Origin of the sequence: Xanthomonas campestris pv. campestris str. ATCC 33913, assembly GCF_000007145.1 — a bacterium.
Classification (GTDB): Bacteria; Pseudomonadota; Gammaproteobacteria; order Xanthomonadales; family Xanthomonadaceae; genus Xanthomonas; species Xanthomonas campestris.
On record NC_003902.1, the window covers coordinates 220,878 to 238,010 of the forward strand.

Below are 17,133 nucleotides of genomic sequence, written 5' to 3' on the forward strand. Positions count from 1 at the left end.
CACGCGATGCAGGTACCTGACGCCGCGCAGATGGCGGCGCTGATCGTCGACCTGCTCGCACGGCGTGAGCCGCAGCACTCGATCTGCCCGTCGGAGGTGGCACGCGCACTCAGCGAGGATGCCGCGATCTGGCGCGCGCTGATGCCGCAGGTGCGCGCCACCGCGGCCGCACTGGTGGGCGAGGGTGTGGTGCGCATCACGCAGCGTGGCCAGCCTGTGGAGCTGGGCACGGTACGCGGCCCGATCCGTTTGATGCGCGGGCCACGCTTCCCGCGATAACTGCTGCGCTTGCGATCGCGTGCAGGCAGTACACGCACGGTCTGGGAGCCAGCACGTGATCCAACGCGACCTCAAACCTAAGACCTCGCATCGGTCACGCAAACCCGCTGACCGCGCAGCCAAACCGCCACTGCCTGTGGCGCACGATCGACGCCACGCATCCCTCATCCGTAACGCACTGGCAGCTTATGCCGCCTGCACCACATGCAGCGCCTTGGGGTTGCGCCATTGCGCCAACAGGGCGGCTTCGCGCGCCTTGGCCTCGTGCAGGTGCGCGTCCTTGACGTGCCCGTAGCCGCGGATGTGTTCGGGGATGCTGGCGATCTGCGCGGCCAGGCCCACGTTGTCGTTGTCCAGGCGCTGCAGCAGCGTGTTCACCGTTGCCAAATAATCGGCAATCAACTGACGCTCGCCGCGACGTTCGGCGGTGTAGCCGAACACGTCCAGTTTGCCGCCGCGCAGGAACTTCAACCGTGCCAGCAATTTGAAGGCACTGAACATCCACGGCCCATATTCGCGTTTGATGGGCTGCCCGTTTGCATCCTTCTTGGCGAACAACGGCGGCGCCAGATGGAAGCGCAGCTGGTAGTCGCCCTCGAACTGCTGCTGCACACGGCGCTGGAAGTCGCCGCGCGTATACAGCCGCGCCACCTCGTACTCGTCCTTGTAGGCCATCAGCTTGAAGGCGTAGCGCGCCACCGCAGCGCTTAGCGCGGTGCTGCCCGGTGCGCGTTGCGCTTCGTGCGTGCGCACGCGCTCCACCAGCGCACGGTATTGCTGGGCGTAGGCGGCATCCTGGTAGTCGGTGAGGAAGTGCACGCGCCGCGCGATCGCCTCGTCCAGGGACTGCGCCAGCTGCTCGTCATCCAATGGATGCACCGGAGCATCGCCGTCAGCGTGCAGCGTGTCGGCATCGGTTTGCGCCAGCGCGCGCGGCGCACTCTGGCCGCTCATGTCGTGGTCTTCCCAGCTGCCCGGCCCGCGCGATGGCGGTGTGGCGGCATGCGCGTGGGCGGCCGTGTCCAGCGCAGGTGCCAGGCCTGCGGCGCGTTGTACGGCCGGCAGATCGACCGCCGCCAAACGCCCCCAGGCGAAGGCCTGCTGATTCATCGCCACCGCCGCGCCATTGAGCTCGATCGCGCGCATCAACGCCGCGTGCGACAACGGCACCAGGCCGTGCTGCCAGGCATAGCCGAGCACGAACAGATTGCTGGCGATGGCATCGCCCAGCAGCGCGGTGGCCAATTGCGTGGCGTCCAGCAGCAAGGGCTCCTGCCCGCCGAGAGCAGTGCGTACCCCCGCAATGATCTCGGCTGCCGGGAACTGCAGATCCGGCTGCGTGGTGAAACTGCCCGGCATCGCTTCGTAGGTGTTGAGCACCACCTGGGTGCGGCCGTCGCGCACCTTGGACAAGGCCCAGTAATCGTTGACCACCACCATGTCGCAGCCCAGCACCAGGTCTGCTTCGCCGGCGGCGATACGCACGGCGTGGATGTCGGCGGGCTGGCGCGCGATGCGGATATGCGTGGTGACCGCGCCACCCTTTTGCGCCAGGCCGGTCTGGTCCAGCACCGTGGCGCCCTTGCCTTCGAGATGGCCGGCCATGCCCAGCAACGCGCCGATGGTCACCACGCCGGTGCCGCCGACGCCGGTGATCAGGATGTTCCAGGGCTGCTCCAGCGTGGTGCGTTGTGGCGGTTCGGGCAGGGCGTCCAGCAATGCACTGGCATCGCGCTTCTTGCCCTTGCGCGGCGCGCCGCCATGCACGGTGACAAAGCTCGGGCAGAAGCCCGACACGCAGGAATAATCCTTGTTGCAGTTGGACTGGTCGATCTCGCGCTTGCGCCCGAACTCGGTGTCCTTCGGCAGCACCGACACGCAGAAACTCTTCTCGCCGCAATCGCCACAGCCTTCGCAGACCAACGAATTGATCATCACCCGCTTGGGCGGGTCGATCAGCTTGCCGCGCTTGCGACGGCGACGTTTTTCGGTGGCGCAGGTCTGGTCGAAGATCAGGATCGACACGCCCTTGATGGTGCGCAGCCGCTGCTGCACCGCATCCAGTTCGCTGCGATCGTGAAATGCCACGTCGCTGGGGAACCGCTCGCGCCGGCGCGTCCATTTGCCGATGTCATCGCTCACCACCACGATCTCGTGGATGCCTTCGGCACGCAGCTGGTGCGCGATGTCCGGCACAGTGAGCGTGCCGTCCACCGGCTGCCCGCCGGTCATCGCCACCGCGTCGTTGTAGAGGATCTTGTAGGTGATGTTGACGCCGGTGGCCACCGACTGGCGGATCGCCAGCGAGCCACTGTGGAAATAGGTGCCATCGCCCAGGTTCTGGAACACGTGCGGCGTGGCGGTGAACGGCGCCTGCCCCGACCAGGTGACGCCTTCGCCGCCCATGTGGGTGAAGGTGTCGGTCGAGCGGTTCATCCAGGTCACCATGTAGTGGCAACCGATTCCGCCGAGCGCGCGCGAGCCCTCCGGTACCACCGTGGAGGTGTTGTGCGGGCAGCCGGAGCAGTAGTGCGGCACGCGCGGGAACAGCGCGCGCGGCAGCGCCATCTCCGCTTCCTTGGCCTCCATCCAGCGCAGGCGCTGTTCGATCGATGCAGCAATGGCCGCCGACGGCAGCGGGAAGCGCTGGATGCGCTTGCCGATCACCGCGGCGATGGTGGCCGGGGTGAGCTCACCGGTGGAGGGCAGGATCCACGCGCCGTGTTCGTTGTACTTGCCCACGATGCTCGGCCGCGCGCCGGCGCTGGCCGGCCAGTTGTAGAACAGCTCTTTCATCTGGCGCTCGATGAAGGCTTTCTTTTCTTCCACCACCACGATGTCGTCCAGCCCGCGCGCGAACGCGGTGATCCCCACCGGCTCCAGCGGCCAGGTCATGCCCACCTTGTAGACGCGGATGCCGATCTGCGCGCAGGCCTGCGCATCCAGGCCCAGGTATTCCAGCGCCTGCAACACGTCCAGATAGCTTTTGCCGGTGGTGACGATGCCCAGCCGTGCCTGCGGCGAATCCAGCACCAGCTTGTCGATGCCGTTGGCACGCGCGAATGCCTGCGCGGCGGCCACCGCATAGCGGTGCAGGCGCATCTCCTGATCCACCGGCGGATCCGGCCAGCGGATGCTCAGCCCGCCCGGCGGCAGTGCGAAGTCGTCCGGCAGCACGATCTGGCGTGCGAACGGGTCCACGTCCACCGAGGCAGAGGATTCCACCGTTTCGGCGATGGTCTTGAAGCCCACCCAGCGCCCGGTATAGCGGCTCATCGCCCAACCGAGCAGGCCCATGTCCAGGATGTCCTGCACGCCGGCCGGGTTGAGGATGGGCATCATCGCGCTGACGAATTCGTCTTCGGACCCATGCGGCAAGGTGGAGCTGCGGCAGGCATGGTCGTCGGCGGCCAGGGCCAGCACGCCACCAAACGGTGAGGTGCCGGCGGCATTGGCGTGCTTGAACACGTCGCCGCTGCGGTCCACGCCCGGGCCCTTGCCGTACCACATGCCATACACGCCCTGGACGGTGGCGCCCGGGAACAGGTTGGTCTGCTGCGTGCCCCACACCATGGTGGCGGCCAGGTCCTCGTTGAGGCCCGGGGTGAAGGTGACCTTGGCCGCCTCCAGATGCGCACGCGCCCGCCACAGTTCCAGGTCCAGCCCGCCCAGCGGGCTGCCGCGGTAGCCGCTGACGAACCCGGCGGTATCCAGCCCGGCGGCCACATCGCGCAGGTGTTGCATCAGCGGCAGCCGCACCAGCGCCTGCACACCGGACAAATAAATGCGGCCGTCGGCACGCGTGTATTTGTGTTCCAGCGTGTAGTCCGCATCCACACGGCCGATCTCCGGCGTGTTGGCAGAGGCGGGGGATGAAAGTGCAGCGGTACTGGTCATGGCGTGCCCGGAAAGGGTGGCTGGAACCTGGGGATTCCAAAACGGCGTGCAAATTGTAACAGTCGCCTTTCACGCGCCCGTCCGCCTGCGGATGCACAGCCGCCGCGCTGCGGTTAGGATGGGGACGGGAAGGGGTCGTTTGCTGTCAGGGGATAAAGCCAGTGAAGAAGCAATACGCATGGGTCGCCGCGTTGGCCCTGCTCGGGGGCGTGTGGTCGATGGCGCAGGCGCAGAGCCTGCCCAAGCCCAAGGAGTTCTATTTCGACGAAGACCGTGCCACGACCAAACCGGTGGTGGCCGTGCAGGGGCAGGGCGATGCGGTCGTGGATCGGCTGGCCGGCATGGTGCAGCGTGACGCACGCGCCGCCGAGCCACGTGCACAGCTTGCCGCGCTGGCCTATGCCGGTGGCCGCACACAGTTAGGCGACGAGCTCTACCAGGGCGCGCTGGCACTGGTGTCCAACGGCAGCCAGCAATACCGCGCCATCAGCTGGAACTACGGCTGGGACCTGTTGCGCGCCGACAAGGCCGACAAGGCCCTGCAGCACTGGGCCAACCTGGCCAACGGCCGCCCGGCCACGCCGGCATGGTTGCCCACCACGCTGGCATTGGGGCTGTGGCGCGCCGGACGCAAGCAGGAAGCAGTCGAGTGGTACGCCGCCGCCGTGCGCACCTGGCCGGACCGTTGGGGCAGCACCGCCAACTACGCCAGCCTGCTGCCGGAGTGGCGCGAGGCAGACCGCGCCAGCCTGGCCGAAGTCTTCGCCGCCTGGCAGGCCAACCCGCCCGCGTTCCCGTAAGCCAACCGCGCGCGGCAGTGAATCTGCAGCGCGCGGGTAACGCCGCATTGGCGATACAGCGTGGCGCTGCAGTCCGGCGCTGAAATCGCGCTGTGCGTCGTCCGCATTCGTGCAGGCCATGGTGGCGTTCGTTGCGCCATCACTCGCCGGGCAGGCGGCTTGCGCAAGCCAGCGTTGTCATCCAGGCGGTGTCATCGGCGATCTGTGCTGAGTAACGCGCAGACCAGGTGAAGTGCGTCGTCCCGCGCTGCAGTCGGTCGCAAGCCCGGCACGCACGCTATGCGATCCTGCACACCCGTTTCGAAGACATGACCACGCCATGGCGGTGGATGCATTTGCGTTGATCCTGGCGATGCTGGGGCTCGGGTTGGTGTTTGCACGGCTGCGCGTGCTGCCGGACAACAGCGCCGATGTGCTCAACCGCATCGTGTTGTACATCTGCCTGCCGGCCTCGGTGCTGACCTATGTCCCGCGGCTGCACCTGGATGCCTCGCTGGGCGGCGTCATCGCCACGCCCTGGCTGCTCACCGCCCTGATCGTGCCGATGCTGTGGGGCTGCAGCCGTCTGCTCGGCGTGCCCCGCGACGAATACGCCGCGCTGCTGATGTGCGTGGTGTTCACCAACTCCAGTTTCATCGGCTTTCCGATGGTGCGCGCGCTGATCGGCGACCACGCCTTGCCGTATGCGGTGGTCTACGACCAGTTCGGCACCTTCGTGCTGCTGTCCACCTTCGGCTTGTACGTGTTGGCACGCTACAGCGGCGACACCCCGCCCACCGCGCGGATGATCCTGGCGCGGGTACTGCGGTTTCCGCCGCTGTGGGCGCTGGTATTTGCGTTGACGCTGATGCCCGAACAGCCGCCGGCCTGGATCGGTTCGGGGTTGAAGAGCCTGGCCGATGCGATGTTGCCGCTGGTGATGCTGGCCGTCGGGTTCTCGCTGCAATTGCGCTTGCCGGCGCAGGAACTCAAGCCACTGGCGCTGGGCTTGCTGTTCAAGTTGGCGGTCATGCCGGTGCTGGCATTGCCGCTGTCGTGGGCGCTCGGCCTGCAGGGCCAGATGCTGCAGACCAATGTGCTCGAATCGGCAATGCCGACCATGATCACCGCCGCGGCGCTGGCGATTTCGCACCGCCTGGCGCCACGTCTGGCGGCGGCGATGGTGGGCTACAGCATCCTGTTGTCGCTGCTCACCCTGCCGGCCTGGGCATGGCTGCTGGCGCGCCTGGCGGCTTGATGCGCGTGCCCGTGCATGAAATGCTGGCCGGCGGCGCATGCGCGCCCTCACAGGACAAGGCACACGGATGCGGACTTCACGATTGATCGGCAGCACGGTGCTGCTCTGGCTGGGCAGCGCGTGCATGGCCTCCGCCGCGCCCGCCGCTGCTCCCACGGCTGATCCCACCAACGATCCGCTGGTGCAGCAGTGGGGACAGCAGGTCGGCGAGACGCTGCAGGCACGTCTGCGCAGCATGGCTGACAGCGGCAAGCCCGGGCCGCTGTATCTGGCCGGCCTGTTGTGGATCGACACCGAAACTGATGCCGAGTCCGACGCTGCGCGCGCCGGCTACGCGCCGCTCCAGCGCGCCTGGCTGCAACGCGCGCTGGACGCGCGGCCGCGCGACCTGCTGGTGGCGCGGATGGAAGCGTTGGGCTGCCCCGCTGGCTTGCGCTGCGACCCGCTCGCCGCGCTCGCCTTCCTGGAGCAGGCCGATGCCGGCAACGCCGATGTGCATCTACGCGCCTACGCATCGGCGCAACGGCGTGGCGATGCCGCCGCTGCCGAGCGCGCCTGGCAGGCCGCGGTGCAGGCAGACCATTTCGACAGTGGCGCGTTGGCCCTGGGCCAGGCCTTGCACGCTGCTTATGCCGATGTGCAATGGCCGGTGCTGACCTCGGTCAGCCTGCGCGCGCAGCTCGATGCACGTGGCCTGCCCTCCACCGGCGCAGACACCGCGATGCTGTTTGCAATGGCGGCGTGGTCCGCGCACGCATTGCCGGCATTGAGCCCGCTGGTACGCCGTTGCGATCCGGCCACGGTAACTCCAGCGCTGCGCGACGAATGCATGGCGGTGCTGGGCAATGTGGCCAAGGACGAGTCCACGCTGGCCACCGCCCTGATCGGTGCAAAGCGCATGGCCAGCCTCAGCAGTGGCGCCGATACAACGCGGTGGCAGGCCCGGGTACGCGAGCTGGCATGGCTGCAGCAGCAACAGCAGGGCCTTGCCGGCGCTGGTAGAGGCCTGGTGTCCGATGGGGATGCGGTGCTGGCTCACGGTGAAGTGCCGGCCTTGCGTGCGCTGCTGCAGCGCCAGGGCATTGCCACGCAACCGCCGGCCGGCTGGCAGCCGAGCGCTTCGGTGCAGTAAGGCTGCGGGCAGCACGCGCGTCGGAGCAGCAGGCAGCGCGGTTGTCTTGCGGATGAGCAGGTCTTCAACTGCAGACTGATCGACAAGGCGCCTGGTTGGTGCGCGCTGCCGATCGGCCACACCCATCACGCTTGGTCCCGTGTCCGCTGATCTTGCTGGCTCGGGCGTTGCGTTTTGGAGGTATCACCACAGCGCTGGCAAAGCGCTACGCATGATGGCTGGTGCCAACGCCTGCGTTCCCGCACGCACACGATGCTGCACTGCGATAGGCAATGCCGTAGTGCGTTTAACGTGTTTCGACTACTTCCTCACCCGGCCGCGGTGTACGCTGCCGGCTTGCTCCCGGAAGCGAGGCGTGCATGAAGACAGTCCTGGTGGCCGGCTCCAAAGGCGGCGTTGGCAAGACCACGATCGCCACCAACCTCGCCGCACACGCGGCATTGCAAGGCCAGCGCACCGTGCTGGCAGATGCCGATCCACAGGGCTCGTCCACCCGTTGGGCGGAACGCCGCGCCAGTCTGGAAAGCGCGGTCCTGCCGATCGACGCTACCCGGCGCCGCAACTGGCAGGCCGCCGTGCCCGATGGCACCGACCAGCTGATCATCGATGCGCCGGCCGGCGCGATGGCCGATGACCTGAGCGGCTTCCTGGACCATGTCGACGCCATCGTGGTGCCGGTGCTGTCCTCGGCGCTGGATATCGAAGCGGTGGTCGGCTTCCTCAACACCCTGGCCAAGGTGCCGCGCGTGCACCAGCGCAAGCTGCCGGTGGGCCTGGTGCTCAACCGCGCCCGGCCGTGGACCCAGACCTCGCAACAGGCCGCCGAGATGATCGGCAGCTGGCCGTATCCGCTGGTGACCCAACTGCGCGACACCCAGGCCTATGTGGTGATGGCCGGGCTGGGGCGCAGCTTGTTCGACTACCGCTCTGCGCAGGTGCGCGACCATCAACAGGACTGGGAGCCGCTGTTGAAGTGGCTCAAGAAAGCCTAGGACCGGAAAGCCCTTATGCGCGAACTGATCTTGCTCCGACACGCCCACGCCGAACCGGCCGACACCGGCCAGGCCGATTTCGACCGCCCCTTGTCGCCGCACGGCATTGCCGAGGCCGAAGCCGCCGGCCGCTGGCTGCGCGAACAACACCTGGTACCCGACCGCGTGCTCTGCTCGCCGGCCCGGCGTTCCCGCGAAACCCTGGAGGCGGTGCTCGAGCTCACCGGCTACATCGAACAACGCCTGGACGAGCGCATCTACGAGGCCACCCCGGGCACCCTGGCCAGCGTGCTGGACGAGCACCGCGAGGCCGAACGGCTACTGCTGGTGGGCCACAACCCGGGCCTGGAACGCCTGGCCGCGCTGATGCACAGTGGCCAGACCGGCGACTACCGCGGCATGCCCACCGCCTCGATCGCCCTGCTGGCGTTGCCGCTGGATGCGGCCATCGAACCCGGCATCGCCCGGCTGACCGCCTTCTGGTGGCCTTGATCCGTGCCACTGTCGCTGCGCTGGGTAGCCTGGCTCGCGCTGTGGGTCGCGTTGCCCTGCGTGGCCCAGCAGAAGGTGCATGCCATCGACCCGGTGCAGTCGCGCTTCGGGTTCGAGATCAGAACCCGCTTCGGGATGAAGATCGAGGGGCTGTTCCCGCGGTTCCGGGGTGAGCTGACCGAATCGGCGGACGGGCACCAGCAGGTGCGCTTCCGTCTGGATGCCGCACAGGTGGAAATCCCGGGCAAGGACCGCTACACCGCGTGGATGCGCGGCGAGGATTTCTTCAACGTGGCGCAGTATCCGGTGGTGGAATTCGAGTCGTTTCCGTACTCCGCCGAGGTGGTGAAGCAAGGCGGCGAGATTACCGGCAACCTGACCATCCGCGGAATCACCCATGTGGAGACCCTGCATGTGGTGCCGGCTGAATGCGCGCGGCCGGGCTATGATTGCGATGTGATCAGTCGAGGTACGGTCCTGCGTGGACGTTACGGAATGAATGCGTGGCAGATGGCCCTGGGCGACAGGGTGACGTTCATTCTCCGTGGGCGGCTGCAGGAGGTCCGGCGCCCGTGACGTCCTTGTTGAGGATTCTTGTGCTGGCAACCTTGTTGCTCGGCACCGGATGCGCCGGCCTGTCGCAAACCGAACGTCACCGCGCCGCCGGCATTGCCGTGGCCGCGCGCAGCACCGTGGTGACCTGCACCCAGGCCGATCGCTGCGCCCAGCCCTCGCCGCTGCGTGCGCTGGGCGGCGACGCCATCGCCGCCTCCACCGCTGCAGCGCCACGCCACTACGCCACCATCGTGGACCACGGCGAGGAATCGCTGGTTGCGCGGTTGAACCTGATCCGCAGCGCCACCCGCAGCATCGACCTGCAGACCTACATCTTCGACAAGGACGACAGCGCCCGCATGGTGCTGGACGCGCTGACCGCCGCCGCGCAACGTGGGGTCAAGGTGCGGATCCTGATCGATCAGCTCTCGGCGATCGCCGATCTGCAGATCCTGGGCGCGCTGGCCAGCAGCCACGAAAACCTGCAGCTGCGCATCTACAACCCCACCTTCGGCAAGGTGAAGCTCAACTACTTCGACTACGCCGGCAGCGTGGTGTGCTGTTTCCGCCGCTTCAATCAGCGCATGCACAACAAGCTGCTGGTGGTGGACGATGTGCTCGGCGTGGTTGGTGGGCGCAACTACCAGGACGACTACTTCGACTGGGACAGCGAGTACAACTTTCGCGACCGCGATGTGATTCTGGCCGGGCCGGAAGTGCGCGCGATGGCGGTCAACTTCGATGCGTTCTGGAACGCGCGCCGCAGTGTCCCGGCCGAGCGGCTCAACGATGTCGGGCGGTTGTTGCTGGACGACGGCCCACAGACCATGCCGCCGGCCAAGTTCCGCCGGCCCGAGCGGGTGGCGCGGGTGGACCGCGAAGCCAATGACCCGCAGTTCGTGCAGGCTGCCTTCGTGGCCCCGGCAATGCCGGTACAGCGTGTGCTGTACGTGGCCGACCTGCCGCAGAAACACCGCAAGGAACATGGCGCCAAGGCGGTATCCACCGCGCCGGAGCTGGACAGCCTGATCGCCGGAGCGCAGCAGGAAGTGCTGCTGCAGACGCCGTATCTGGTGTTGTCCGATCCCGCGCAGGAAATCTTCCGCACCTTGCGCAAGCGCGCGCAGCCGCCGCGCATCGTGGTGTCCACCAACAGCCTGGCGGCCACCGATAACCCCATCGTGTATGCGCTGTCGTACAAGTTCAAACGCCGCAACATGCGCGAGTTGGGCTTCAACGTGTATGAGTTCAAACCGTTCCCGCTGGATGCGCCGGTGGACTACGCCAACCTGCTGCCCGACCCGCTGACGGCCGCCGCGGGCGAGGCCGCCGAGAACGACCGCAGCAATCGCCTGATCGGCGGCAGCGCGGCCGGCAATGCGGTGCGTGGTAGCAGCGGTGGTAGTGGTGGCGGCGGGCGTACGCCCGGCGGCAGCGATGTCGACCGCCGCGTGCTGCGCACCGAAACCCGGCCCTCGTTCCTGGGCACCCGCGCGGTCAACAAGCCGTTGCCGGTGACGCGCGCCGGTGCGCGCATGGGGCTGCACGCCAAATCGCTGGTGGTGGACCGCCGCATCGGCGTGATCGGCACGCACAACTTCGATCCGCGCAGCGAGAACTACAACACCGAGGCGGCGGTGGTGATCGACGATCCGCGCTTTGCACAGGCGCTGGCCGCCAGCATCGAGCGCGACATCGCCCCCGACAACGCCTGGACGGTGGCGCCGCGGGAAAAGCCGCCGGTGCTCAGCGGCTTGAACTACAGCGTGGGCAAGGTGTCCGAAGCGTTGCCGGTGCTGGATTTCTGGCCGTGGCGCTACGCCACCAACTACGAATTCCAGCCGGGCCCGGGCTGCCCGTTCCCGCTCAAGCGCCAGGACCCGCAGTTCCGCCAGTGCTACGTGGCGGTGGGCGATTTCCCCGAGGTCAATGTTGGCCCGAAGTGGCTGCTGGTGCGGATGCTGACCGCCTTCGGCGCCGGGCTGGTGCCGATCCTCTGATCGGCATTACCCGCTGCAGTGCGTAGAGCTGCGCGTGCAGGCGTACCGCGCGTGCATCACGCAGCAGCGCCGCATGTGCTGAAAAAACGCAGCGCACATGGGCGTGCAGGCAATCGCATCGCACCGTGTGGCCCAAACGACCAGGCAGTTGAATCATCGCGCGGGCTCCCGGATGCTCTTACGATTCCCGATTCCCGATTCCCGATTCCCGATTCCCGATTCCCGATTCCCGATTCCCGATTCCCGATTCCCGATTCCCGATTCCCGATTCCCGATTCCCCAACTCGATCCCATGCCCATGCGCTTTCGTGAACCCGTCGACCTCGCTGCCCTCAACGCCTCCAGCCGCGACACCTTGATCGCGCAGTTGGGCATCGTGTTCACCGAAGCCGGCGACGACTGGTTGCGCGCCACCATGCCGGTGGATACGCGCACCAAGCAGCCGTATGGCCTGCTGCACGGCGGCGCCTCGGTGGTGCTGGCCGAAACCCTGGGCAGCAGTGCCGGCAACCTGTGCGTGGATATGACCACCCAGATGTGCGTGGGCCTGGAAATCAATGCCAACCACCTGCGTGCGGCCTATCAGGACGTGGTGATCGGCACCGCGCGCCCGGTGCATGTGGGCCGCAGCACCCACGTCTGGGACATCACCATCGATAACCCGGCCGGCAAACGCGTGTGCGTCTCGCGCCTGACCCTGGCGGTGGTGGCGCGCACCAATGGCTGAGCGCGCCCGGCGTGCGCATGGGTGGAACAGCGCCGCCCGCTCCCGGCACTGCGCGTCGGCCGTGCTGCTGTCACAATAGTGGCGCCTTCCTTCCCCGTTCCGGTCCTGTTCCTCGAATGAGCGAGTCATCCCTGCCCGCCACGCGCGATGCCGGCGGCGCGCTGCGTTGGTTCCGTTATCTGTATCGGGTGCCATTGCTGCTCGTGCACCTGACGGTCTGCCTGCCGATCACCATGCTGTGTGTCGTGGCGCCGCCGCTGGCGCGCATCCGTACCGGCCGCGACGACACCCTGGACGAGCGCATGATCCGCTGGTGGCAGGGCACGCTGATGCGCATCTTCGGGTTTCGCCTGCGCCGTTTCGGCACCCCGTTGCCCGGCGCCACCTTGTTCGTGGCCAATCACGTCAGCTGGGTCGACATCTCGATGCTGCACAGCCAGCGGGTGATGGGCTTTGTGGCCAAGCGCGAAATCGCCGGCTGGCCGCTGGTGGGCTGGCTGGCCACCAAGGGGCAAACCATCTTCCATCAGCGCGGCAACACCGAGTCGCTGGGCGGGGTGCTGCAGGAAATGCTGCTGCGCCTGCGCAGCGGCAAGCCGGTGGGTGTGTTCCCGGAAGGGCGCACCCGCGGCGGTACCGAGGTGGGCCCGTTCCATGCACGCATCTTTCAGGCGGCGGTCGAAGCCGGTGTGCCGGTGCAGCCGGTGGCGTTGCGCTACGGCGAGCGCGGCAATGCACAGGCCGTTGTGGCGTTCGGCGAGCGCGAGAGTTTCTTTGCCAATATCGTGCGGCTGCTCGGCGAGCGCTCACGGCTGGCGGAAGTGCATTTTCTCGAGCCGATCGGCGCGCTGGATATCGACGGGCGGCGCCGTCTGGCCGACACCTCGCGCCAGCGCATCCTTGCCGCGATGGAGTCCTGAGGCGGCCATGCGCCTGCCGCTGCCAGCCGTCGCGCCAGCTGCGCCAACGCGCGCATGAACGCCTCCGACTACCAGCCGCCGCGCTGGCTGCGTAATCCGCATGTGCAATCGGTGCTGGGCAGCAGTGCATTGCGCCGCATCCGCAGCCGCCAGTTGCTGGCCGCCGCCGGCGCGCGCACCAGCGAGCACATCCTCGATGGCGGCGACGGCGTGCGCTTGCAGGGCTGGATGAGCGTGCCGCCGGGCGATGCGCCGGTGCGTGGTACCGTGTTGCTGCTGCATGGCTGGGAAGGCAGCGCCGAATCCAACTACATGCGGCTCACCGCCGCGCGCCTGCTCGGGCTCGGCTACCAGGTGTTCCGGCTGAACTTCCGCGACCACGGCGGCACCCACCACCTCAACGTGGACCTGTTCCATTCGGACCGGGTGGACGAAGTGGTCAACGCGGCCGCCGATCTGTGGCGGCGCTTTCCATCGCAGCAGCTGCTGGCGGCCGGCTATTCGCTGGGCGGCAATTTCGCGCTGCGGCTGGGCCTGCGCGCGCCAGCGGCGGGCCTGCCGCTGGTGCGGGTGGCGGCGGTGTGCCCGCTGCTGGATCCGGCCGCGACCATGCAGGCGCTGGAAGATGGCCCGCAGTTCTACGATTGGTATTTCCGCCGCAAATGGCGTGAATCGCTGCTACGCAAGCGCAAGCTGTTTCCCGAACAACACGGCTACGACGACGCCACCCTGGCGCTGGACATGCGCGGCCTGATGGCGTGGCTGGCGGTGCAACACACCGGGCACGGCTCGCTGGAAGCGTATTTCGACAGTTATTCCATTGCCGGCGACCGCCTGGCCGGGCTGCAGGTGCCGGCCGACATCCTGATGGCCGAAGACGACCCGGTGATTCCGTTCGCCGATTTCGCCGGTTGGCAATTGCCGGCCCACGCGCACCTGGAAATCGCGCGCTGGGGCGGGCATTGCGGCTTCCTGGAAAATGCCCGCGGCGACGGCTTTGCCGAGCGCTGGGTGGCCGAACGCTTGAGCGGCATCGCCTAGGTCGGCAGCGCAGCGCGCATCGCTACAATAGCGGTTTGTCCTGGACACCCCGCCGCCATGCAAGACGCCATTCTCCAAGCCCTGCGCCGCAATGCAGCCGATGATGCCGTGGCGCTGGCCCGCGAGTGGGTGACCAGTGCACCGGACCTGTCGGCCGCGCACCGCTGGCTGGGGCTGTCGTTGCAGCAGCAGGGGCAGCCGGTGCTGGCCCTGGCCAGCATCGAGGCCGCGCTGGAACTCACCCCGGAAGACGCCGACCTGCACCTGTTGCGCGCCGGGCTGTTGCTGGCCGTGCGCGATGTGCCTGGTGCCGATGCCGCGCTGTCGCGCAGCACCACGCTGGACCCCAACCAGTTCAATGCCTACGTGATGCAGGCGCATCTGGCCGTGGCGCGTGGCGACCTGGACGAGGCCGAGCGGCTCAGCCGCACCGCCGCACGCCTGGCGCCGGAGCATCCGCAGTTACTGGCGGTCGATGGCGTGGTGGAGATGCGCCGCGGCCAGAGCGATCGCGCGCTGTCGCTGCTGACCCGTGCGGCCGAGCAGCTGCCCGACGATGCACGGGTGATGTTCGCGCTGGGTTTTGCGTATCTGCAAAAAGAACACTTTGCCTTTGCCGAGCGCGCGTTCGAGCGGGTGGTCGAATTGAATCCGCCGGGCACCGCATTGCGTGCCTTCATCGCCCAGCTGGCACAGCGCCAGGGCCGGCTGGACGATGCGCTGAGTGCAATGCAGGGCGTACTGGCCCAGCCCGGTGGCGACATCCCGGCGATGCGCCGGCTGGCCGGTGAGATGGAATTGCAGGCCGGCCGTCCGGACCAGGCGGTGGCGCACCTGCGCCTGGCGCTGGCCCATTGGCCGGCCGATCGCCGCACCCTGCACGCGCTGCTGAGTGCCTGGGAGCGGCTGGGCGCGGTGGACGATGCCCGCGACACCCTGGACGCGGCGCTGGCCACCTCCAGCAATGCGCACGACCTGTGGCTGGCCCGCCTGGCGGTGGAGCCGGTGGGTGGGCCGCAGGCGCAGGCGGTGATCGAGCGCTGGCTGCTGGGCATGCCCGAGCACCTGCCGGCGCTGGAGGCACTGATGCGCGTGCACGACATGCAAGGCCATGCCGACGAGGCAGAAATGGTGGCGCGGCAGATCGTGGCGGTGGAGCCGGGCCGCATCAGCGGCGAGCAGCGCATTGTCGAAGCCCTGCTGCAGCGCGACCCGCCGGCGGCGATCGCCTGTGTCGAATCCTTGATCGAATCGTTGCCCGCCCCGCAGCAGACCGTGCTGCGGCCGTGGCTGGGCAATGTGCAGGACCGCGCCGGCCAGCCCGACGCCGCGCTGGCCACCTGGATGCAGTTCCACCGCGAACAGGCCCAGCACCGCCTGCCGTTGCCGCCGCAGGCCGCCAAGCCGTCGATGCAGTGGCCACCGGTGGGCAGCATTCCGGACACGGTGAGCGCGCGCCCGCTGTTTGTCTGGGGGCCGCCCGGCTCGCATGTCGAACGCTTGATCGCGGTCATGGACGCCGCCACCCCGCTGGTGCGTGGCGACCGCTACGGCAACACGCCACCGTCCGATGCGCTGCAGAGCTACCGCACCGTCGAGCAGCTGGGCAATGGCGAACTGGCGCCGCTGGCGCTGGTGGAAGGCTGGAAGGCGCAGCTGCCGCGCCGTGGCATCGACGACGGCAACGTCATCGACTGGCTGCTGTGGTGGGACAACACCTTGCTGACCGCGCTGCGCCCGCACCTGCCCGAGGGCCGCCTGGCAATCGCGCTGCGCGACCCGCGCGACATGTTGCTGGACTGGCTCTCGGCCGGCGCGCCCGCGCCGCTGGCGCTGCAGTCGCCACAGCAGGCTACCGACTGGCTGCTGACCATGCTGGAACAGGTGGCGGTGCTGCACGAACGCGACCTGTACCCGCATCGCATCATTCGCCTGGACGGCATCGAAAGCGACCCGCAGGGCATTTCGACCGCGCTGGAACAGGCGTTCGGCCTGACCTTCCCGCTGATCGAACCACGCGGCCCGGCCCGGCTGGCCGCCGGCCGCTGGCGCGATTACCGCGGCGTGCTGGGCGCGCAATTCGATCTGCTCACCCTGATCGCGGTGCGCTTCGGGTACCCGCAGGACTGAGCGCGGCGCCGGGCCGGGCCTAGACTGGCTCCGCTTGCCGCTTGCCGCTTGCCGCTTGCCGCTTGCCGCTTGCCTGCCCGCCCGCCCGCCCGCCCGCCGTCCTGCCGCCGCTCCGCGATGGATGCGGCCGGTGCTTGGGAGAGTGGTGCATGACACGGCACGCCAAGCACGCACCCCCGCTTTCGTAGGAGCGGCCTTGGCCGCGATGGGGCGTTACCGATAAAGCCCCGCGCGGCCAAGGCCGCTCCTACGAGTTGCGTCGCTTGCGATCTCTCGCCGTGGCGATTGGACATAGGTCCACATCACACGGCGTGGCGTCGTTGGACGTGTCGCCATTGATGCGCACTGGAAGCGAGACGCGTCGGGAGCCCGCTTCGCACAGTGCTCATGGTGAGCGCTTCGCAGCTGCTTCCGGCATGACCTGACAGCTGCACACGACCAGTCCCGCAAGCACTACCGCTTTCGTAGGAGCGGCCTTGGCCGCGATGAGGCGTTACCGATAAAGCCCCTCGCGGCCAAGGCCGCTCCTACGAGTTGCGTCGCTTGCAATCTCTCACTGCGGCGATCGGTCATGCGTCCACATCAAGCGGCCTAGCATCTTCGACGTGCCGCCATTGATGCGAGTTGGAAGCGAGACGCGTCGGGAGCCGGTTTCGCACAGTGCTCATGGTGAGCGCTGTGCAGCTGCTTTCGGCATGACCTGACAGCCATACACGACCGGTCCCGCAAGCACTACCGCTTTCGTAGGAGCGGCCTTGGCCGCGATGCAGCGTTACCGATCAAGCCCCTCGCGGCCAAGGCCGCTCCTACGCGCGAGCTGCGTTCCGGGAAATGCATGAAGATCGTCTCGCTCGCTTCCGAAGTGCTGTGACCGGATCACACGCGCACTGAGCCAAACAGGCCCTGGCCGTCACACCCCACCCGGCTGCGC

13 protein-coding genes are annotated in these 17,133 nt (G+C 67.9%); 12 read left to right on the forward strand and 1 reads right to left on the reverse strand.

Annotated elements, in window-relative coordinates; all coding sequences use genetic code 11:
- The first annotated feature begins 6 nt into the window (after window positions 1–6).
- Entirely contained in the window at window positions 7–279 is a 273-nt protein-coding gene (locus XCC_RS00900) for a DUF3253 domain-containing protein (RefSeq protein WP_011035426.1), read from the forward strand.
- 186 nt (window positions 280–465) lie between these two features.
- On the opposite strand, the gene XCC_RS00905 is transcribed toward XCC_RS00900, so the two are convergent.
- The gene (locus XCC_RS00905) at window positions 466–4,176 is read right to left on the reverse strand and encodes an indolepyruvate ferredoxin oxidoreductase family protein (protein ID WP_011035427.1); all 3,711 of its coding nucleotides are present in this window, start codon (window positions 4,174–4,176) and stop codon (window positions 466–468) included.
- Window positions 4,177–4,337: 161 nt separating this feature from the next.
- On the opposite strand from XCC_RS00905, the gene XCC_RS00910 reads away from it, so the two are divergent.
- The 11 genes from XCC_RS00910 (at window position 4,338) to XCC_RS00960 (ending at window position 16,202) form a co-directional block, all read left to right on the forward strand.
- Window positions 4,338–4,976: a hypothetical protein gene (locus XCC_RS00910; protein ID WP_011035428.1), complete on the forward strand. Its 639-nt coding sequence runs from the start codon at window positions 4,338–4,340 to the stop codon at window positions 4,974–4,976.
- A 319-nt stretch (window positions 4,977–5,295) separates the two neighbouring features.
- A complete protein-coding gene (locus XCC_RS00915) occupies window positions 5,296–6,213 on the forward strand; it encodes an AEC family transporter (protein WP_011035429.1) in 918 nt (305 codons plus the stop codon).
- Window positions 6,214–6,280: 67 nt separating this feature from the next.
- Window positions 6,281–7,345 carry a hypothetical protein gene (locus XCC_RS00920; RefSeq protein ID WP_228442263.1) on the forward strand — a complete coding sequence of 355 codons (1,065 nt, stop codon included), beginning with the start codon at window positions 6,281–6,283 and terminating at the stop codon, window positions 7,343–7,345.
- A 359-nt stretch (window positions 7,346–7,704) separates the two neighbouring features.
- Window positions 7,705–8,337 carry a ParA family protein gene (locus tag XCC_RS00925; protein ID WP_011035431.1) on the forward strand — a complete coding sequence of 211 codons (633 nt, stop codon included), beginning with the start codon at window positions 7,705–7,707 and terminating at the stop codon, window positions 8,335–8,337.
- Between the two features lie 15 nt (window positions 8,338–8,352).
- Window positions 8,353–8,829, forward strand: coding sequence for a SixA phosphatase family protein (locus XCC_RS00930; RefSeq protein ID WP_011035432.1), 477 nt, complete (start codon window positions 8,353–8,355; stop codon window positions 8,827–8,829).
- 3 nt (window positions 8,830–8,832) lie between these two features.
- Window positions 8,833–9,405, forward strand: a complete 573-nt coding sequence (locus tag XCC_RS00935) for a YceI family protein (RefSeq protein ID WP_011035433.1) — start codon at window positions 8,833–8,835, stop codon at window positions 9,403–9,405.
- The gene (locus XCC_RS00940) at window positions 9,402–11,384 is read left to right on the forward strand and encodes a phospholipase D family protein (RefSeq protein WP_011035434.1); all 1,983 of its coding nucleotides are present in this window, start codon (window positions 9,402–9,404) and stop codon (window positions 11,382–11,384) included. Before XCC_RS00935 ends, XCC_RS00940 begins: the two co-directional genes overlap by 4 nt.
- 298 nt (window positions 11,385–11,682) lie before the next feature.
- A complete protein-coding gene (locus XCC_RS00945) occupies window positions 11,683–12,111 on the forward strand; it encodes a hotdog fold thioesterase (RefSeq protein WP_011035435.1) in 429 nt (142 codons plus the stop codon).
- A 116-nt stretch (window positions 12,112–12,227) separates the two neighbouring features.
- Complete coding sequence (locus XCC_RS00950) at window positions 12,228–13,031, forward strand: lysophospholipid acyltransferase family protein (RefSeq protein ID WP_011035436.1); 804 nt, start codon at window positions 12,228–12,230, stop codon at window positions 13,029–13,031.
- Between the two features lie 54 nt (window positions 13,032–13,085).
- Entirely contained in the window at window positions 13,086–14,072 is a 987-nt protein-coding gene (locus XCC_RS00955; RefSeq protein WP_011035437.1) for a YheT family hydrolase, read from the forward strand.
- Between the two features lie 57 nt (window positions 14,073–14,129).
- Entirely contained in the window at window positions 14,130–16,202 is a 2,073-nt protein-coding gene (locus XCC_RS00960; RefSeq protein ID WP_011035438.1) for a tetratricopeptide repeat protein, read from the forward strand.
- Window positions 16,203–17,133: the final 931 nt, after the last annotated feature.